Consider the following 17,812-nt stretch of genomic DNA (forward strand, 5'->3'; position numbering starts at 1 on the left):
ACATGACCGAGACCCAGGGCAGCGTGCCGACCCGCCGATCGCTGATCGGCTGGGGCGGTGCCGGGCTCGCGCTCGGCGCCGCCGCGGCCGGCGGCGCGGTCGCCATGACCCGCACCGGCGACGACGTCGACCCGGCGGCCGCCGACGCGGGCGCCGCGGTCGGCTTCCACGGCAGCGTCCAGGCCGGCATCGCCACGCCCGTGCAGGACCGGCTGCACTTCGCCGCGTTCGACGTGACGACGACGGACCGCGCCGAGTTCGTCCAGCTGCTGAAGGACTGGACGCGGGCGGCCCGCCGGATGACGGCGGGGAAGGCCGTCGGCGAGGGCGCGTACGGCGGGCTCGCCGAGGCGCCGCCGGACGACACCGGCGAGGCCCTGGGTCTCAAGCCGTCCCGGCTGACCCTGACGGTCGGCTTCGGGCCGTCCCTGTTCAAGAAGTTCGACCTCTCCGGCCGGCGGCCCGACGCGCTCGTCGACCTGCCCACGTTCGCCGGGGACGCGCTCGACGCCGCCCGCAGCAACGGCGACCTGTGCGTCCAGGCCTGCGCCGACGATCCGCAGGTCGCCGTGCACGCGATCCGCAACCTGGCCCGGATCGGCATGGGCAAGGTCGTCATCCGCTGGTCGCAGCTCGGCTTCGGCAAGACCTCGTCCACGACGCCCGACGCGCAGACCCCGCGCAACCTGATGGGCTTCAAGGACGGCACCCGCAACATCGCGGGCACCGAGACAGACCGGCTGAAGAAGTTCGTCTGGGTCGACGACAAGGACGTCGACGCCGACTCGGCCTGGATGGTGGGCGGCTCCTATCTCGTCGCCCGCCGCATCCGCATGCACATCGAGACCTGGGACCGCACCTCGCTCCAGGAGCAGGAGGACATCTTCGGCCGCGACAAGGGCGAGGGCGCTCCGGTCGGCAAGGCCAAGGAGCGCGACGAGCCGTTCCTGAAGGCGATGAAACCCGACGCGCACGTACGGCTCGCGCACCCGGACTCCAACCACGGGTCGACGATCCTGCGCCGCGGCTACTCCTTCACCGACGGCACCGACGGCCTCGGCCGCCTCGAGGCCGGCCTGTTCTTCCTCGCCTACATGCGGGATGTGGGCGAAGGCTTCGTCCGCATCCAGCGCAACCTCGCGTCCGACGCGCTCAACGAGTACATCCAGCACGTGGGTTCGGCCGTCTTCGCCGTCCCGCCGGGCGTCCGCGACAAGGACGACTGGTGGGGCCGGACGCTGTTCTCCAAGGAGGCGTAGCCCGTGTTCTCCAACTACCTGATCGGACTGCGCGAGGGCCTGGAGGCCAGCCTCGTCGTCTGCATCCTCATCGCCTACCTGGTGAAGACGGACCGCAGGGACGCCCTCAGGCCCATCTGGATCGGCATCGGCGTCGCCGTCGCGCTCGCGCTCGGCTTCGGCTGCGTCCTCGAATTCGGCTCCCAGGAACTGACGTTCCAGGCGCAGGAGGCGCTCGGCGGCTCCCTGTCGATCCTCGCGGTCGGCCTGGTGACCTGGATGGTGTTCTGGATGCGGCGCACCGCCCGGCACCTGAAGTCCGAACTGCACGGCAAGCTGGACGCGGCCCTCGCGATGGGCACCGGCGCCCTGGTCGCCACCGCGTTCCTCGCCGTCGGCCGCGAAGGCCTGGAAACCGCCCTGTTCGTGTGGGCGTCGGTGCACGCGGCCGGCGACGGCACCCCGCGCCCGCTGATCGGCGTGGCCCTCGGCCTGGCGACGGCCGTCCTGCTGGGCTGGCTGTTCTACCGCGGGGCGCTCAGAATCAACCTCGCGAAGTTCTTCACCTGGACCGGCGGCATGCTCGTCGTGGTTGCCGCGGGCGTGCTGGCCTACGGCGTCCACGACCTCCAGGAGGCCGACCTGATTCCCGGCCTGAACAGCCTCGCCTTCGACATCAGCGCCACGATCCCGCCGGACAGCTGGTACGGCACCCTGCTGAAGGGCGTGTTCAACTTCCAGCCCGACCCGACCGTTCTCCAGGTCACGGTGTGGCTGCTGTACCTGGTCCCGACGCTCGCGCTGTTCCTCGCCCCGGTAGGGTTCGCCTCCGGGAAGGGGAAGGTGAAGTCGCCTGATGAGCAGGGAACGCAGCCTGACGACCGGGGTGCCGCGCAGTCGAAGGCTCCGCGCACGTGACCGGTACGCACTCGTAGCGGCGTCACTCACCGCCGTCTCGCTCCTGGCGAGCGGCTGCGTGGTGGTCCACGGGGAGCTCGAGCTGCTCCCGGCGGCCACGAAGGCGGAGGCCGTGAAGGCGGTCGAACGGTTCACGTCCGCGTACAACAAGGCGGACGCGGCCTACGACAGTTCCCTGGACGCCGACTACACCACCGGTGCCCTCGGGATCATCGACGAGGCGCGGCTGAAGGCGGGCCGCGCCAACAACCCGGACGGCAACCCCCAGCACACACCGCTCGTGCTGTCGGACGTGAAGTACACGATCGTCGAGAAGGCGGGCTGGCCGCGCTGGTTCGTCGCCGACGCGAAGGGCAACAAGGGCGGCGACTCACGCTGGTTGATGGTCTTCACCCGGGGCGAGCGGGCGGAGCCGTGGCAGGCGACGTATCTGACGCTGGTGGCGCCGGGCTCGGTACCGGCGTTCCGGCAGGCGGGCAAGGACGGCCACGCCGAGGCCGTGCCGGCCGACTCCGCCGAACTGGCCGTCGCTCCCGAGGACTTGAGCAAGGACTACACGGCGTACCTGCAGAGCGGCAAGGGCGCCTTCGCGGACGGCGCGTACACCGGCACGCTGCGCGCCACCCGGGCGAAGAACGCGACCAAGCCGGGCCTGGCCACGCAGTACATCGACGAGCCGCTGACCGGTGGCGACTACGCGCCGCTGGCGCTGCGCACCGCGGACGGCGGGGCGCTGGTCTTCTTCACCACGCACCACTACATGAAGCAGACGGCCGCGACGGGCGCCGCCGTGCCCACCCCGAACAAGAACGTGGCCGCGCTGACGACCGGTGAGATCAAGCAGTCGCTGACCATGGAGTTCGTCGCCAACGAGGTCGCCCTGGCCCCGGCGAAGGGCTCGGGGGCCGGCAAGGTGTCGATGCTCAGCCGCCTGGAAGGCCTGACGGCGGCGAAGGGCGCGTAGCGCTCCGCGGGGAGCCTGGTGAGCCACCGGCGGGTGGCTCGTGCACCGCGGGTGCGTCGTGGCCGGGCGCGCGGTTCCCCGCGCCCCTTTCGGGGCGCCACCGCGCCCCCCCGACCTCCCCGCGCCCCTTATGGGCGGGAGGGCCAGGCCGTGCTCGCGTGGTCGGAGTCCTGGCCGGCGTGGCGGGCGCAGGCGTCCGTGAGCGTTTCGAGAAGGGTCAGCGGGTCGGGCAGCTCGTGCTCGGGTCCGCGCAGCCAGTGCACGGAACGGCCGTCGTCGCCGGGGAGCCGGGCGGGCGGGACCAGGACGTAGGAGCCGCGGCAGTGCCAGCGCAGGCCGGGGTGCTCGTCCATCGTCTCGGGGTGGCAGTCCAGCTCGCACGGCCACCACTCGTCCTCGTCCTCGGGGGTGCCGCGGGTGAGGGTGAAGAACAGCATGCGGCCGTCGTCGCTCCCGGCGACCGGGCCGACCTCGATGCCGGCGTCGAGCAGCCGCTCCAGGGCCTGCCGGCCCGCCTCCAGCGGCACGTCGAGGACGTCGTGCGTCATGCCGGTGGCGGTGATGAAGTTGGCCTGCGGCTGGTGGCGGGCCCAGCGCTCGATCTGCGCGCGGTCGGTGGTGGACTGCGTCTGCCAGGCGAAGGACACCGGGTGCCGGGCGGGGGTCGGACAGCCGACCCGGTCGCAGGAACAGCCGTAGCCGGGGGCCGGGTGCGCGGCGGGCGAGAGCGGGAGCCCCGCTCCGGCGGCGGCCAGCAGCAGGGCCTCACGGTCACCGCCCTCGGCGGCCTCCGTCGGGCCGCTCGTGCGCAGCCACTCCGAGATCTTGCCCCACAGGCCGGTCCGGCCGCCGAACTCCGCGCTCATCTGTCCCCTCGCCTCGCTGTGGTGCGGACAGCATGCCTCATGGTCCCACCATCCTGCGCATCGGGGGGCCCTAGCCGTGAATCGGGGCAGGTGGGACGGGTGGGGCCAGAGTGACCCATGTGGTGCGAGGTCAGCGCGGGGCGAGGCCGTGGAGGGCGTAGTCGACGAGGGTGTCGGTGTACTCGTAGGAGATCGGACCCGTGTACTGGAGCCAGCGCTGGGCGAGCGGGGAGATGAAGAACTCGAGGGCGATGCGCGGGTCGAGGTCGGCGCGGACCTGGCCCGCCTGCTGGGCGGCGCGCAGCCGGTCGACGTACAGCTGGATGGAGGGTTCCATCAGCTTGGCCGTGAACTCGCGGCCCACCTGTTCGTTGACCACGCCCTCGGCGGCCAGGGCCCGGGAGGGCGCCTCGAACCTGGGGTCCGTGAGCTGGTCGACGGTGGCCCGCAGGACGGCCTTGATGTCGGTGGCCAGGTCGCCGGTGTCGGGGATGACGTACGGCTCCTCCGGCGACGCCCCCGCGTCCCGGGCCGCCTGTTCGCTGAGGTCGAGGAAGGCCTCCAGCAGGACGTCGGCCTTCGACCCCCACCAGCGGTAGATGGTCTGCTTGCCGACGCCCGCGCGGGCGGCGATGCCCTCGATCGTGGTCTTGGCGTAGCCCGTCTCCGCGACGAGGGCGAGGGCGGCGTCGTAGATGGCGCGCCGGGACCGCTCGCTGCGGCGGGCGGTGTCGGGGGCCGGCTTTCCGGACTGGGTGACCATGGGTCGACGGTACCAAGCGGGTGAGACGGGACGTCTCGTGAGCCGCTACGCGTCCTCGCCCGGGTAGCGCACCCCGATCCGCTCACGCACCGCGTCGAGGGTCCGCATGACCGCGAGGCTGCCGTCGAGCGGGACCAGCGGGGACTCGGTCTCGCCGGCCCGCAGCGCGCGCATGACCTCACGGGCCTCGTGCCGCAGCGTCGTACGGGGTCCGTCGGCCGGGTCGGCGGCGAACTCCTCGGGGTCACGCCCGTCGCGGTGCAGGACGAGGCGGTCGGGGTGGAAGAAGCCGGACGGGATGTCGATGCGGCCGCGCGAGCCGGTGACGGAGGCGGTGGTGCCCGTACCGCCGACGAGGGAGCAGTGCAGGGCGGCGAGCGCGCCGGAGTCCCAGGACAGGGCCAGGACCGTCTGGAGGTCGACACCCTCGGCGGAGAGGACCGCCCGGGCGGCGATGCCCGAGGGCGCGCCGAGCAGGAAGTGGGCGAAGGAGACCGGGTAGACGCCGAGGTCGAGGAGGGCGCCGCCGCCCTGCGCGGGGTCGCGCAGCCGGTGCGAGGGCGGGAAGGGCCCTTCGAGGCCGAAGTCGGCCTGCACCGTGCGGACCTCGCCGATCGCGCCGTCGTCGACGAGGGCCTTGAGGCGGCGGACGACCGGGTTGCAGTACATCCACATGGCTTCCATGAGGAAGCGGTCGTGCTGCCGGGCCAGCGCGACCAGTTCCTCGGCCTCGCGCACGTTCAGCGTGAACGCCTTCTCGCACAGCACGTTCCGCCCGGCCTCCAGGCAGAGTCCGGCGGCGGAGCGGTGGGCGGCGTGCGGAGTGGCGACGTAGACGACATCGATGTCCTCGTCGGCGGCGAGAGCGGCCCAGTCGCCGTACGCCCGGGGGATGCCGAACCGGTCGGCGAACGCCTTCGCGGAGGCCTCGGAGCGCGAGGCGACCGCGACGACCTCCGCGTCGGGCAGGTCGATCAGGTCCGCCGTGAACGCGGCGGCGATCCCGCCGGTCGCCAGGATCCCCCACCGCACCGTGTCCGTCGTCATACCCTGCCCCGCCCTCGTGCCGTCCCAGCAGTGTGTTCGAGCTGAGAGCATAGGTGGCACAGATGTCGGAGAGGGAGGGGCGGCCGGATGCCGGAGGGCGGGGCCATACCTGACGCGGCGCCGAAGGCCGTGACGGACCGGGGCACGAGCACGGGCGAGGGAGCGGGGCCGGCACTGGCCGCCCGGCGCCGGACGGGGCTGCTCGTCACCCTCGTCCTGGGCGGGCTGACCGCCACTCCCCCGCTCTCGATGGACATGTACCTCCCGGCGCTGCCGGAGGTGACCCGCTCCCTGCACGCGCCCGCCGCGACCGTGCAGCTCACGCTGACCGCGTGCCTGGCCGGTATGGCGCTGGGCCAACTGGTGGTCGGCCCGATGAGCGACCGGTGGGGGCGCAGGCGCCCGCTGCTGGCCGGACTCGTCGCCTACGTCGTGGCGACCGCCCTGTGCGCCCTCGCGCCCACCGTCGAGCTGCTGGTCGCCTGCCGGCTGGTGCAGGGGCTCGCGGGCGCGGCCGGGATCGTCATCGCGCGGGCCGTCGTACGCGATCTGTACGACGGCGTGGCGATGGCCCGCTTCTTCTCCACCCTGATGCTGATCTCCGGGGTCGCCCCGGTCGTGGCGCCGCTGATCGGCGCGCAGATCCTGCGGGCGACGGACTGGCGGGGCGTGTTCGTGCTCCTCACCGGGGTGGGGCTGCTGCTGACCGTGGTGGTGTGGACCCGGCTGCCGGAGACGCTGCCGGCCGCCGAGCGCCACGCGGGCGGGGTCGGCGAGGCCCTGCGCTCGATGCGCCGGCTGCTCGGCGACCCGCACTTCACCGGATACATGCTCACGGGCGGCTTCACCTTCGCCGCGCTGTTCGCGTACATCAGCGCCTCGCCGTTCGTGGTGCAGGAGATCTACGGCGCCTCCCCGCAGACGTTCGGCCTGCTGTTCGGCGTGAACTCGATCGGGCTGGTGCTGATCGGCCAGCTCAACGGCCGGGTGCTGGTGGGCCGCGTCCGGCTGGACCGGGTGCTGGCCGTCGGTCTCGGGGTGGTCGTGCTGGCCGCGGCCGCCCTGCTGCTCATGACGACGGGGGTGTTCGGCGAGGTCGGGCTGGTGCCGGTGGCCGCCGCGCTGTTCGTCCTGATGTCCGCGATGGGCGTCACGCTGCCCAACGCGCAGACCCTCGCCCTGCTGCGGGTCCGGCACTCCGCCGGTTCCGCCTCCGCGCTCCTCGGTACGTCCTCCTTCCTCATCGGCGCGGTCGCCTCGCCGCTCGTCGGGATCGCCGGCGAGCACACGGCCGTCCCGATGGCCGTCGTCCAGTTGGCTGCCGCACTGGTGGCGGCGGCCTGCTTCGTGGGAATGTGCCGTCCCTGGACCAAGGCGGGCGCGGAGGGAGAAGGGAACTGAGCGCACCGAGACTGCGCGTCGACACACCGGAACGGGCCGGGCTCGATCCGGCGGAGACGCGGCTCCTCGTCCGTGACGTCGTGGACCTCACCACCGGCGACCGGCCCTGGGCCGCGGGCGCCGTCGTGGTCGCCGGGCGCGGTCCGGTGATCGCCGTGCGGGAAGCGGTCGGCTGGGCGGTGCGGTACTCGGCGTACGACCCGGCCGCCGACGCGGGGGTGGAACTGCCGCCCGCGGCGCGGATCCCGATGACCGTCGACACGCCCTTCGACCTGGCGTCCCTCACCAAGCTGTTCACCTCGGTGGCGGCGGTGCAGCAGATCGAGCGCGGCACCCTCGGCATCGACGCGCGGGTGGGCGCCTACCTGCCCGACTTCCACGCGGCCGCCGCCCACGGCATCACCGTCCGCCAGCTCCTCACCCACACCTCCGGGCTGCGCCCCGAGCTGCCCCTGTACGAGTGCGCGGACGACACCCGGCGGTGGGAGCTGCTACGCGCGGAGACGCCGGTCGGCGCACCGGGCACGTACGTCTACTCGGACCTGAACATGCTGCTGCTCCAGCAGCTCCTGGAGCGGCTGACCGGCCGCGCCCTCGACGTTCTCGTGCGGGACGGGATCACCCGGCCGCTGGGCATGACCTCGACCGACTTCGGCCCGTGCCCCGGCGCGGCGGCGACCGAGGACCAGCGGCGGCCGTGGGCGAAGGCGGACCGGGGGATGCTGCGGGGCGTGGTGCACGACGAGAACGCCTGGGCGCTGGGCGGGGTGGCCGGTCACGCGGGCCTGTTCTCCACGGGCCACGACCTCGCGGTGTTCTGCCGCACCCTGCTGGCGGGCGGTTCGTACGGTCCCGCCCGCATCCTCGGCCCCGACTTCGTGGAGCTCCTGCTGACCCCGCCGGGCCTGGGCTTCGCGGTGGACCAGTCATGGTTCATGGGCGAGCTGGCCGGCGAGGGCGCGGCGGGGCACACGGGGTTCACGGGGACCTCGCTGGTGCTGGATCCGGCGACGGACACGTTCGTGGTGCTGCTGGCGAACACGGTGCACCCGAGGAGACGGGTACCGGACAGCGGACCGCGGGCCCTGGTGGGGACACGACTGGCGATGGCGGTGCGCTGAGGGCGCCCCATGGTGAGCGGCCCGGTCAGGGCCGGGCGGTGGGGACAGTGGCCGGGCGGTGGGGGCAGTGGCCGGGACCTGAGAAAATCCGGGGGTGAACGTCTCCGTATCCGTTTCCGAGACCCTCCGCGGCGCCCTGACGGACCTGCTCGACGGGCTGCCGCCCAAGCAGGCCGGGCAGGCCGTCGAGCGGCTCATCGCCAACTACCGCGGCGCCACCCCCACCGACGCCCCCATCCTGCGCGACCGGGCGGACGTGGTCGCGTACGCCGCGTACCGGATGCCGGCGACCTTCGAGGCGGTGCGGTCGGCGCTGGAGGCGTTCGCGGACGCCGTACCGCAGTGGTCGCCGGGCAGCCACGTGGACGTCGGCGGCGGCACGGGGGCCGCGACCTGGGCGGTGAGCTCCACCTGGGACGGGACGCGCCCGGTGACCGTGCTCGACTGGGCTGAGCCCGCCCTCGCCCTCGGCCGCGAGGTCGCCGCCGCCAACCCGGCGCTGCGCGAAGCCCGCTGGCAGCGCGCCCGCATCGGCACGGCCCTCGCCCTGGACCCCACGGACCTGGTCACCGTCTCCTACGTCCTCAACGAGCTGGCCGCCCCCGACCGGGCCGTGCTGGTGGACGCCGCCGCGTCGGCCGCGCAGGCCGTGGTGATCGTCGAGCCGGGCACCCCGGACGGCTACGCCCGGGTGATCGAGGCCCGCGACCGGCTGATCGCCGCCGGGTTCCGGATCGCCGCGCCCTGCCCGCACAGCGCGGCCTGTCCGATCGTGCCCGGCACGAACTGGTGCCACTTCTCGGCGCGGGTCAGCCGCTCCTCCCTGCACCGGCAGGTCAAGGGCGGCTCGCTGCCCTACGAGGACGAGAAGTTCAGCTATGTCGCGGCCGCCCGCTTCCCCGTCTCCCCCGTCGCCTCCCGGGTGGTCCGGCGGCCCCAGATCCGCAAGGGCCAGGTGCTCCTCGACCTGTGCGAGGCCGAGGAGCGGCTGAGCCGTACGACGGTGACGAAGAAGCACGGCGACCTGTACCGGGCGGCCCGGGACGCCGACTGGGGCGACGCCTGGCCGCCGGCCCCGTGAGCCTGGTGACCCGGGCGGGTCCTAGGCGGGCTTGAGCCCCTGGTCGCCGACCTCCGTCACGAAGGAGGCGGCCGTGGTGAGGGGGGCGCCCTGCGTGGTGACGTAGGGGACAGTCTTGAAGTCGGCGCGGGCGAGGTCGCGGCCCAACGAGACGGTCGCGTAGCCGCGCAGGCCGTTGTAGAACCTCAGGTGCGGGTTGGCGGCCATGAAGGCGGCCCAGTTGGCGGGCTTCGCCGAGCCGTTGCCGCCGCTGGAGATCGACGAGGTGACGATCTCCGTGCCGAGGGTCTTCGACGCCTGGTCGTCGAAGTCCTTCTTGATGTCGAAGCCGTAGTGCACATGGACGTCACCCGTGAGGACCATCAGGTTCTCCACACCCGATGCCTGCGCGCCGGCCAGGATCCGCTCCCGGGAGGCCGGGTAGCCGTCCCAGGAGTCCATGGAGACCTGGGCGGGCGCGGTGGCGGAGTTGTACCGCCGGGCGAAGGTGACCTGCTGCGGGACCACGTTCCACAGGGCCCGCGAGCGGTGCCAGCCGTCGATCAGCCACCGCTCCTGGGCGCCGCCGGTGAGGGTGCGGGCCGGGTCCTCCGACTCGGGTCCGGGGACCCGCCAGCCGTCGCCGTACGCCTGGTCGGAGCGGTACTGGCGGGTGTCGAGGACGTCGAACTGGGCGAGCCGGCCCCAGTGCAGTCGCCGGTAGAGCCTGAGGTCGGGGCCGTCGGGGAGCTGGGGGCGGCGCAGCGGCTGGTTCTCCCAGTAGGCGCGGTAGGCGGCGGCCCGGCGGATGAGGAACTCCTCGGCGGGGTCGTCGTTCTCCGACACCGCGCCCGCGTAGTTGTTCTCGGTCTCGTGGTCGTCCCAGGTGACGACGAACGGATGGGCGGCGTGCGCGGCCAGCAGGTCGGGGTCGGACTTGTACAGCGCGTACTTGAGGCGGTAGTCGTCCAGCGTCACCATCTCGTGGCCGTAGACGGCCGGCACGGTTCCGGCCGGGTAGGCGCGGGCGCCGCCGACACCGCTGACGGCGTACTCGTAGAGGTAGTCGCCGAGGTGCAGGACGAGGTCCACGTCGTCCTCGGCGAGGTGCTTGTACGCGGTGAAGTAGCCCTGGTCGTAGCGCTGGCAGGAGACCACGCCGACGGTGAGGGCGGCCGCCCGGGCGCCGGGGGCGGGGGCGGTGCGGGTGCGGCCGGTGCGGCTGATCCAGGTGCCCGCCTTGAAGCGGTAGTAGTACACGCGGTCGTTCTCGAGACCGTCGACCTGGACGTGCACGCTGTGGCCGAACTCCGGGTGCGCGAGGGCGGTGCCGCGCCTGAGGGGCCGGCGGAAGGTCTCGTCGCGGGCCAGTTCCCAGTGCACGGTGATCCGCTCGGCGGGCAGTCCGCCGTCCGCCTGGTACGGGGTGGGCGCGAGGCGGGTCCAGAGGAGGACGGAACCGGGCAGCGGGTCGCCGGAGGCGACGCCGAGGGTGAAGGGGTCGTCGGTGAGCCGTGCCGGGTCGAGTTCGGAGGCGGCCGCGGTGCCGGCGGCCGGCAGGTTCACCGTGAAGGCGAGCGCGGCGGCGGCCGCGGTGCCGGTGAGGAAGCGGCGGCGCCCCAAGTGGCGGGCGGTGGCGCGGAGTTCGGGGGTGTGCTGGGACTGGCGGGCTGCGGGTGTCATTCCGGTCCTCCCCAGAAGAATGGCGACACGAGGCATTGGAGTGGCCGGAGACGGCTCGCGGGCGTCATCGGGTTGGCGCGTACACAACAGTCGGATGTCGGACGGGCGCGTTCCGCATGCCGGATCCGAGGAGCGGGGCTCACGTACGCTGCGGGGCCATGGATGCGAACCTCACTGCCGGACGAACGAAGATCGCGATCGTCACCGGCGCCGGTTCCGGGATCGGACGCGCGGTGTCCGTGGAACTGCTGCGCGCGGGCTGGTCGGTGGCCCTGGCCGGACGGCGCGCCGAGACCCTGGAGGCGACGGCCGCGCTGGCGCCCGAGGGCACGGGTCTCGCCGTGCGGACGGACGTCTCACGCCCGGAGGAGGTGACCGCCCTCTTCGACGCCGTGCGCGACCGCTTCGGGCGGCTGGACCTGCTGTTCAACAACGCGGGCACCTTCGGGCCGGGCGGCGTGCCGTTCGAGGAACTCCCCTACGACGCCTGGCGGCACGTGGTGGACACCAACCTCAACGGGGCGTTCCTGTGCGCGCAGGGGGCGTACCGGCAGATGAAGGAGCAGGATCCCCGGGGCGGCCGGATCATCAACAACGGGTCCGTCTCGGCGCACACGCCCCGCCCGCTGTCGGCGCCCTACACGGCGACCAAGCACGCCCTCACCGGCCTGACGAAGTCCCTTTCGCTGGACGGCCGGGCGTACGGCATCGCGGTCGGCCAGATCGACATCGGCAACGCGGCCACCGACATGACGGCACGGATGCGGACGGGCGCGCTGCAGGCGAACGGGGAGACCGCGCCGGAACCGGTGATGGACGTCGCCGACGTGGCGCGCACGGTGCGGCACATGGCGGAGCTGCCGCTGGAGGCGAACGTGCAGTTCGCGACGGTACTGGCGACGGCGATGCCGTACGTGGGCCGGGGCTGAGGGCACACGCCGAGGGCCGAGCGCGGGCACACCGACGGCCGGTCGCGGGCACACCGACGGCCGGTCGCGGGCACACCGAGGGCCGGCCGTGGGCGGCGCACCGGCCGCCCACAGGTCGTCAACTCCTCAACCTGCACAAGCGGAGTTTCTCCGTCCGCACCATTGCGGCCGGTGGCGGACTTATGCTCAACTCTTCTCCACGAGAACTTCACACTTGAGGCACGACAGTTCCGCACCGGACGACCGCAAGCCACACCGAGGGGGAGGGGCAGCCGTCCCATGGCACCGGGTGGGGGTGGACCTCGCTGGGACCGCGAGGTACGCACCGGAGCCGTGGGACGGCTGCCGCACCATCAACTCGCGGGCGGCACCTCGCCCGAACGCCGCCGACGCCGGCGCAGCGCGTACGCCCCGCCCGCCAGCAGCCCCACCGCGCCCGCGGCCCCGCCGAGCACGCCCCAGCCGTCCGGACCGCCGCCGGATCCCGCCGACGAGGCCTCGGCCCCGGCATGCGGCGCCGCCTTCCCCGCGGACGGCCCGCTCGCCCTGGTCCCGCCCTCGCTCAACGCCTCGACCAGCGTCCCCACCGCCCGCGCCGAACTCCCTTGCGCGAAGCCCCAGTCGAGCAGCGCGGCCGTCTCCTCGTAGACGGCGTTGTGACCGCTCTCGGGATGCAGCACGGTCACGACGAGGGTGCGCCCCGCGCGGGTCGCGGCGCCGGTGAAGGTGTTGCCCGCGTTGCTGGTGAAGCCGTTCTTCACACCGATCAGGCCCGGGTACGGCGTCACCCCGTACGTGCCCGACAGCAGCCGGTCGGTGTTCTCGATCCGGTGGGTCTTCCCGCCCCCGGCCGGGAACCGGGCGGTCCTGGTGCCGCAGTAGGCGCGGAAGTCGGCGTCGCGCAGACCGTGCCGGGCGAAGAGGGCGAGGTCGTACGCGGAGGACAGCTGACCCTTGTGGTCGTAGCCGTCGGGGCTGACCACACGGGTGTCCAGCGCCTGGAGGTCGACCGCTCTCGCCTGCATCTCGGCGACCGTCTTCGCGACCCCGCCGTTCATCCGGGCGAGCACCTGCACGGCGTCGTTGCCGGAGCGCAGGAACACGCCCTGCCACAACTGCTCGACGGTGTAGGTGACCCCGGCCTCGACGCCGACCAGGCTGGAGCCGGACGGGATGCCGGCCAGGTCCGCGTCGGTCACCAGACGGCGCTCGGTGCGCTCGAACCTGTCGAGCAGGGTGTCCGCGAACAGCATCTTCAGCGTGGAGGCGGGCGCGACCCGCAGATGCGCGCGGTAGGAGGCGAGCACCTCGCCGCTGTCCTGGTCGGCGAGCAGCCAGGCCCGGGCGGTGAGCTTCCCCGGCAGGGCGCCGCCCCCGTTCACCTGGACGCCGTCGGCGACGAGCCGCGCACCGCCGACCACCACGTCGGACGCGGCCGCGGCCGGTGTCGCGGCGAGCGGCGCGGCGGTCAGTGGCGCGGTGGCCGCGAGGGCCAGCAGGGAGCGCCGGGACAGGCGCGGGGAGGGGCGCGAGAATGCGTGCACTGCGGGACCGTACAAGGGGATTCGGGGAAAATGGAAATCCCCATCCAACCGCTGCCACCTGGGAAAAGCCCCTCCACAGCCTAGGAATCAGCTGTCTCAAGGAATTCTGATCCGACCGCCCGCATTCTCAGTTCTTACACATCCTTTACTCAGGATGACTCAAAGGTTTCTCCCTAGGTTGTGGCCGCGCCCACAGCGGGCGCCAAGAACCTTAGGGAACGGGATGTTTGGCATCTATCTCAAGCGTGAACTGGGCCGGCGCAAGAAGGCCGCCCTGGTCATCGCACTGGGTCTGGCGCTCGGAATCGCGCTGGTCATCACCGTCAACTCGGTGTCGGCCGGCATGACACAGGCTCAGGACAAGGTCCTGCAGTCGCTGTACGGCCTCGGCACCGACATGACCGTCACCAAGGCCCGTACGGCGCCCACGGCCAACAGTTCCGGCGGCCCCAGATTCGAGTTCGACGCCAAGGGCGAGGACGACGACGACTCGGAGCAGAGCTCGGACCGGGTGTCGACGCAGGGCGGTCAGGTCCTGAAGGCCGCGCTCGTCACGCAGGTCGCGGACCAGAAGGGCGTGGCGGCCGCGGTCGGCGCGCTCACCCTGAACGTCACCAAGGTCGACGGCTCCTTCACCCAGGGCAAGGCGCAGAGCTCCAGCGGAACCAGCGGCAACAGCGGCCAGGGCGGCGGCCCCGGCGGCGGCAGCGGCGGCGGGTCCACCGCGGCCCCGCAGGTACAGGGCGGCGGCGCCTCCTTCGACGTCAACTCGTACGCCGTGGCCGGTGTCGACGTCACGAACCAGGACCTCGGCCCGCTGGCGAGCTCGAAGATCTCCTCGGGCGTGACGTTCACGGCGGCGCAGAGCAACGCCAAGGTCGCCGTCGTCAGCAAGTCGTACGCCAAGGAGAACTCGTACAAGGTCGGTTCGACACTGACGATCTCCAGCACCAAGTACAAGATCATCGGCATCGCCACCCCCGACAGCAGCGACTCCACCACGGACGTCTACCTGCCGCTGAAGCAGGCGCAGACCCTCGGCGACGCGGCGAGCCAGGTCACCACGATCTACGTCAAGGCGACCGACTCCCAGCAGATCGACACCGTCAAGGCGACGATCCAGAAGAACATCTCCGGCACCACCGTGACGACCTCCGCCGACCTCGCGGAGACCGTCTCCGGTTCCCTCTCCACCGCCTCCAACCTGGCGACCAGCGTCGGCAAGTGGCTGTCGATCGCCGTCCTCGTCGCCGCGTTCCTGGTGGCCGCGCTGCTCACCTCCTCGGCCGTGTCCCGCCGGGTGCGCGAGTTCGGCACCCTGAAGGCGCTCGGCTGGCCGAGCCGCCGGGTGACCCGGCAGGTCGTCGGCGAGTCCATGGTCAACGGCCTCCTCGGCGGCGCCCTCGGCATCGGCCTGGGCCTGGCGGCCGCCTACACGGTGACCGCGATCAGCCCGAAGCTGACCGCCGAGCTCGGCAGCACCGGCGGCGGCGGTGGCGGCATGGGCGGCGGCCCCGGCGGCGGCGGTCCCGGTCAGCAGTCCGCGTCGAACACGATGGAGATCGCCCTCTCGGCCCCCGTCTCCGTCACCACGATCGCGCTCGCGGTGGGCCTGGCGGTCGCCGGCGGTCTGATCGCCGGCGCGATGGGCGGCTGGCGCGCCTCCCGGATGCGCCCGGCGGACGCCCTGCGCAGCGTCTCCTGACCCGCGTCCCGACCAGTCGTCACATCCCTCACGGAGAACACGGAGAACCCGGAGATCCCATGTACAACCTCACCGGCGTCACCAAGCGCTACACGCGCGGCAAGGAGACGGTCGAGGCGCTGCGCGGCATCGACCTCACGATCGCGGAAGGCGACCAGCTCGTCATCCAGGGCCCCACGGGCGGCGGCAAGTCGACGCTGCTCCAGATGATCGGCGGCCTCGACCGGCCGACCGAGGGCAGCGTCGAGCTGGACGGCGTCGACCTCGCGCGCATCAGCGAGGCGAAGCTGACCCGGCTGCGCGCCGAGAAGATCGGCATCATCTTCCAGTCGTTCAACCTCATCCCGACGCTGACCGCGCAGGAGAACGTCGAGACGGCGCTCGTCCCGCTCGGGGTGAAGCCCGCGGAGCGGCGCGAGCGGGCGGCGGAGGCCCTGCGCTCGGTCGGCCTGGGCGAGCGCCTCACACACGCCCCGGCGGAGCTCTCCGGCGGCCAGCAGCAGCGCGTCGCGATCGCCCGCGCGCTGGTCAAGAAGCCGAAGGTGCTGCTCGCCGACGAGCCCACCGGCAACCTCGACGAAGGCATGCGCGACGAGATCATGGAGGTCCTCGAAGGACTCTGGCACGAGTACGGGCTGACGTTCATCATGGTCACCCACGACTCGTCGATCGCCCGCCGGGCCCCGCGCCTGGCCACCATCAAGGCGGGTCAGCTCACCCTGACGGAACAGGCGACCGCCCGCTCCTGGTGAACTCCCACAGGTGAACTCCCACAGGTGAACTCCACCGACACGAGGGGCCGTTGACCGCCTGCCCGGCGGTGGACGGCCCCTCGCGGTTCACCGGAGGCCTTAGGCCTGGCCGGTCTCGAAACGGGAGATCCGGCCGTCGTCCTCGACGACGAAGCTCCACCTGGTGCGCATCTCGCCCCAGGTGTCGTTGCGGTAGTCGGCGATGAGGGCGCGCCCGCCGGCCGACTCCTTGGTGACGTCCATGTGGCCGTGGGAGGAGAAGATCTCCCGGTCGATCCACTGGGCGAGGTCCCGGTCGGAGCCGTCGTCCGCCATGGTCGCGTCGGGGGTGAGCAGGCTGCGGAAGGTCTCCTCGTCATGGGCGTTGACGGCGGCGACGAAGGCCCGCACGGCCGGGTCGCTGAGTCTGTCGATCTGGATCGCCATATGGGTCACCCTCACACCGCCGCCCGGGCCCCGCCACCCGAACGGCGCCCAGGACGGGCCGGACGGGTGTGAGGGGTGCGACGGTGGAAACGCGGAGGAGGCTGCTCGGGCTCGGGCTCCGGCTCTGTTCGTGCTCGGGTTCTGTTCCTGTTCCTGTTCCTGTTCCTGCTCGGGCTCCGGCTCCGGCTCCGGCTCTGTTCCTGCTCCTGTTTCTGCTCCTGCTCCTGCTCCTGCTCTGTTCCTGCTCCACTCCTGTCCTGTTCTCATGTGTCCGCCGTTCTCTGCTCAGGGAGTCACCGTGACCTGCTACGACCGTCGTGATCTGGGACTGCTGCTGCTCCGGCTCGGCACCGGCGGGGTGCTGGCGGCCCACGGCGCGCAGAAGCTGTTCGGCTGGTTCGGCGGACACGGCCTGGAGGGCACCGGCCAGTTCATGGAGTCCGTCGGCTACGCCCCCGGCAAGGCCAGTGCGACGGCGGCGGGCCTGGCGGAGGCCGGCGGCGGCACGCTGCTGGCGCTGGGCCTCGCCACCCCGGCGGCGGGCGCGGCGGCGGCCGGCGCGATGGCGGGCGCGTCCGCGGTGCACGTCCCCAACGGCTTCTTCGCGATGAGCGGCGGCTACGAGCACGCGGCCTCCCTGGGCCTGGCCGCCGCGGGCCTCGCCGTCACCGGCCCGGGCCGCCTCTCCCTCGACCACGCCCTCGGCCACACGGTCGACCGCGGCTGGATGGTCCCGGCGGCGCTCGGCGCGACGGCGGCGGTCACGGCGGTGATCATCGGCATGCGGAACAAGCGGCTGCGCAGGCAGGAGCAGGGCGAGCAGGAGGCGCTGTTCGAGGAGTGAGCTCCGGGGAGCTGCCGGATGCCGGGTCCGACCTGGCAGGCTTCGCTGATGAACACTCAGCCGCGCCCTTCGAAGCTCCCGTCCACGGAACCCACCGCATCGGTCGGCCCTGCCGCTCCCACCGATCTCTGGGCCACCGTCGACGCCCTGTGGAGCTGGCTGGACGCCGACGCCGCGCACGGCGGCCGCGAGGGCCTGCTGCTGCGCGTGCTGAAGCTGTCGGAGGAGGTCGGCGAGGTCGCGCAAGCGGTCATCGGCGCGACCGGCCAGAACCCCCGCAAGGGCGTCACCCACACGTGGGAGGACGTGCAGGGCGAGCTGTGCGACGTGGCCATCACGGCACTGGTGGCACTGCGCACTCTCACGCCGGAGGCGGAGGGCGTGTTCTCGGGGCATCTGGCGCGGGTGGCGGAGCGGTCGGTCGGAGCGTCGGGACGCACTGGCGGCGAGGACGGGACAGACACCGACTGACTTGCTCTGTCCCCTTGTTCGCAGAACGTCCGCCTACTCCTCACGTCCCTCTGTACGATCACCGCACGCGAGCGGGGGCT

The 17,812-nt window shown here is 72.6% G+C and carries 17 protein-coding genes; 11 read left to right on the forward strand and 6 right to left on the reverse strand.

What is annotated here, in order from left to right; translation table 11 throughout:
• Window positions 1-2 precede the first annotated feature (2 nt).
• The 3 genes from efeB to ABT070_RS01480 are packed head-to-tail and all read left to right on the forward strand — an operon-like array spanning window position 3 to window position 3,120.
• The gene (gene efeB / locus ABT070_RS01470; RefSeq protein ID WP_351753045.1) at window positions 3-1,259 is read left to right on the forward strand and encodes an iron uptake transporter deferrochelatase/peroxidase subunit; all 1,257 of its coding nucleotides are present in this window, start codon (window positions 3-5) and stop codon (window positions 1,257-1,259) included.
• Between the two features lie 3 nt (window positions 1,260-1,262).
• On the forward strand, window positions 1,263-2,156 hold the full coding sequence (gene efeU / locus ABT070_RS01475) for an iron uptake transporter permease EfeU (RefSeq protein ID WP_351753047.1): 894 nt from the start codon (window positions 1,263-1,265) through the stop codon (window positions 2,154-2,156).
• Complete coding sequence (locus tag ABT070_RS01480) at window positions 2,095-3,120, forward strand: SCO2278 family lipoprotein (RefSeq protein ID WP_351753049.1); 1,026 nt, start codon at window positions 2,095-2,097, stop codon at window positions 3,118-3,120. The genes efeU and ABT070_RS01480 overlap by 62 nt, the downstream gene beginning before the upstream one ends.
• A 128-nt stretch (window positions 3,121-3,248) precedes the next feature.
• On the opposite strand, the gene ABT070_RS01485 is transcribed toward ABT070_RS01480, so the two are convergent.
• From ABT070_RS01485 to ABT070_RS01495, 3 genes are all read right to left on the reverse strand, one after another.
• Entirely contained in the window at window positions 3,249-3,986 is a 738-nt protein-coding gene (locus ABT070_RS01485; RefSeq protein WP_351753052.1) for a bifunctional DNA primase/polymerase, read from the reverse strand.
• Between the two features lie 130 nt (window positions 3,987-4,116).
• The gene (locus ABT070_RS01490) at window positions 4,117-4,749 is read right to left on the reverse strand and encodes a TetR/AcrR family transcriptional regulator (RefSeq protein WP_351753054.1); all 633 of its coding nucleotides are present in this window, start codon (window positions 4,747-4,749) and stop codon (window positions 4,117-4,119) included.
• A 45-nt stretch (window positions 4,750-4,794) separates the two neighbouring features.
• Entirely contained in the window at window positions 4,795-5,796 is a 1,002-nt protein-coding gene (locus tag ABT070_RS01495; protein WP_351753057.1) for a Gfo/Idh/MocA family protein, read from the reverse strand.
• Window positions 5,797-5,883: 87 nt separating this feature from the next.
• On the opposite strand from ABT070_RS01495, the gene ABT070_RS01500 reads away from it, so the two are divergent.
• The 3 genes from ABT070_RS01500 (at window position 5,884) to ABT070_RS01510 (ending at window position 9,399) form a co-directional block, all read left to right on the forward strand.
• Window positions 5,884-7,197 carry a multidrug effflux MFS transporter gene (locus tag ABT070_RS01500; RefSeq protein WP_351753060.1) on the forward strand — a complete coding sequence of 438 codons (1,314 nt, stop codon included), beginning with the start codon at window positions 5,884-5,886 and terminating at the stop codon, window positions 7,195-7,197.
• Window positions 7,152-8,318 carry a serine hydrolase domain-containing protein gene (locus ABT070_RS01505; protein WP_351753063.1) on the forward strand — a complete coding sequence of 389 codons (1,167 nt, stop codon included), beginning with the start codon at window positions 7,152-7,154 and terminating at the stop codon, window positions 8,316-8,318. Before ABT070_RS01500 ends, ABT070_RS01505 begins: the two co-directional genes overlap by 46 nt.
• A 94-nt stretch (window positions 8,319-8,412) precedes the next feature.
• Entirely contained in the window at window positions 8,413-9,399 is a 987-nt protein-coding gene (locus ABT070_RS01510) for a small ribosomal subunit Rsm22 family protein (RefSeq protein ID WP_351753066.1), read from the forward strand.
• A gap of 21 nt (window positions 9,400-9,420) precedes the next feature.
• Here ABT070_RS01510 and ABT070_RS01515 read toward each other — a convergent pair whose 3' ends face one another.
• Window positions 9,421-11,061, reverse strand: coding sequence for an alkaline phosphatase D family protein (locus tag ABT070_RS01515; RefSeq protein ID WP_351753069.1), 1,641 nt, complete (start codon window positions 11,059-11,061; stop codon window positions 9,421-9,423).
• Window positions 11,062-11,219: 158 nt separating this feature from the next.
• Between ABT070_RS01515 and ABT070_RS01520 the strand changes: the two genes are divergently transcribed.
• Complete coding sequence (locus tag ABT070_RS01520) at window positions 11,220-11,990, forward strand: SDR family oxidoreductase (RefSeq protein ID WP_351753072.1); 771 nt, start codon at window positions 11,220-11,222, stop codon at window positions 11,988-11,990.
• A gap of 353 nt (window positions 11,991-12,343) precedes the next feature.
• Here the strand turns inward: ABT070_RS01520 and ABT070_RS01525 are convergent, their stop codons facing one another.
• On the reverse strand, window positions 12,344-13,534 hold the full coding sequence (locus ABT070_RS01525; RefSeq protein ID WP_351753075.1) for a D-alanyl-D-alanine carboxypeptidase family protein: 1,191 nt from the start codon (window positions 13,532-13,534) through the stop codon (window positions 12,344-12,346).
• A gap of 223 nt (window positions 13,535-13,757) precedes the next feature.
• Between ABT070_RS01525 and ABT070_RS01530 the strand changes: the two genes are divergently transcribed.
• Together ABT070_RS01530 and ABT070_RS01535 are read left to right on the forward strand one after the other, a co-directional pair.
• A complete protein-coding gene (locus ABT070_RS01530) occupies window positions 13,758-15,239 on the forward strand; it encodes an ABC transporter permease (protein WP_351753077.1) in 1,482 nt (493 codons plus the stop codon).
• A gap of 59 nt (window positions 15,240-15,298) precedes the next feature.
• On the forward strand, window positions 15,299-15,991 hold the full coding sequence (locus ABT070_RS01535) for an ABC transporter ATP-binding protein (RefSeq protein WP_351753080.1): 693 nt from the start codon (window positions 15,299-15,301) through the stop codon (window positions 15,989-15,991).
• A 99-nt stretch (window positions 15,992-16,090) separates the two neighbouring features.
• On the opposite strand, the gene ABT070_RS01540 is transcribed toward ABT070_RS01535, so the two are convergent.
• Window positions 16,091-16,417, reverse strand: coding sequence for a nuclear transport factor 2 family protein (locus ABT070_RS01540; RefSeq protein ID WP_351753082.1), 327 nt, complete (start codon window positions 16,415-16,417; stop codon window positions 16,091-16,093).
• A gap of 298 nt (window positions 16,418-16,715) precedes the next feature.
• Here ABT070_RS01540 and ABT070_RS01545 point away from each other — a divergent pair, with 298 nt between their 5' ends.
• Together ABT070_RS01545 and ABT070_RS01550 are read left to right on the forward strand one after the other, a co-directional pair.
• Window positions 16,716-17,261: a DoxX family membrane protein gene (locus ABT070_RS01545; protein WP_351753085.1), complete on the forward strand. Its 546-nt coding sequence runs from the start codon at window positions 16,716-16,718 to the stop codon at window positions 17,259-17,261.
• A 48-nt stretch (window positions 17,262-17,309) separates the two neighbouring features.
• Entirely contained in the window at window positions 17,310-17,732 is a 423-nt protein-coding gene (locus ABT070_RS01550; protein ID WP_351753087.1) for a MazG-like family protein, read from the forward strand.
• Window positions 17,733-17,812: the final 80 nt, after the last annotated feature.

The sequence above is a fragment of the Streptomyces sp. NPDC002884 genome (assembly GCF_040295245.1).
In the GTDB taxonomy this organism is placed as follows: Bacteria; Actinomycetota; Actinomycetes; order Streptomycetales; family Streptomycetaceae; genus Streptomyces.

Coding starts and splice junctions, on each gene's coding strand:
- efeB (WP_351753045.1), top strand. CDS start 3: ATGACCGAGACCCAGGGCAGCGTGCCGACCCGCCGATCGCTGATCGGC.
- ABT070_RS01480 (WP_351753049.1), top strand. CDS start 2,095: ATGAGCAGGGAACGCAGCCTGACGACCGGGGTGCCGCGCAGTCGAAGG.
- ABT070_RS01485 (WP_351753052.1), bottom strand. CDS start 3,986: ATGAGCGCGGAGTTCGGCGGCCGGACCGGCCTGTGGGGCAAGATCTCG.
- ABT070_RS01490 (WP_351753054.1), bottom strand. CDS start 4,749: ATGGTCACCCAGTCCGGAAAGCCGGCCCCCGACACCGCCCGCCGCAGC.
- ABT070_RS01495 (WP_351753057.1), bottom strand. CDS start 5,796: ATGACGACGGACACGGTGCGGTGGGGGATCCTGGCGACCGGCGGGATC.
- ABT070_RS01500 (WP_351753060.1), top strand. CDS start 5,884: ATGCCGGAGGGCGGGGCCATACCTGACGCGGCGCCGAAGGCCGTGACG.
- ABT070_RS01515 (WP_351753069.1), bottom strand. CDS start 11,061: ATGACACCCGCAGCCCGCCAGTCCCAGCACACCCCCGAACTCCGCGCC.
- ABT070_RS01520 (WP_351753072.1), top strand. CDS start 11,220: ATGGATGCGAACCTCACTGCCGGACGAACGAAGATCGCGATCGTCACC.
- ABT070_RS01530 (WP_351753077.1), top strand. CDS start 13,758: ATGTTTGGCATCTATCTCAAGCGTGAACTGGGCCGGCGCAAGAAGGCC.
- ABT070_RS01535 (WP_351753080.1), top strand. CDS start 15,299: ATGTACAACCTCACCGGCGTCACCAAGCGCTACACGCGCGGCAAGGAG.
- ABT070_RS01540 (WP_351753082.1), bottom strand. CDS start 16,417: ATGGCGATCCAGATCGACAGACTCAGCGACCCGGCCGTGCGGGCCTTC.
- ABT070_RS01550 (WP_351753087.1), top strand. CDS start 17,310: ATGAACACTCAGCCGCGCCCTTCGAAGCTCCCGTCCACGGAACCCACC.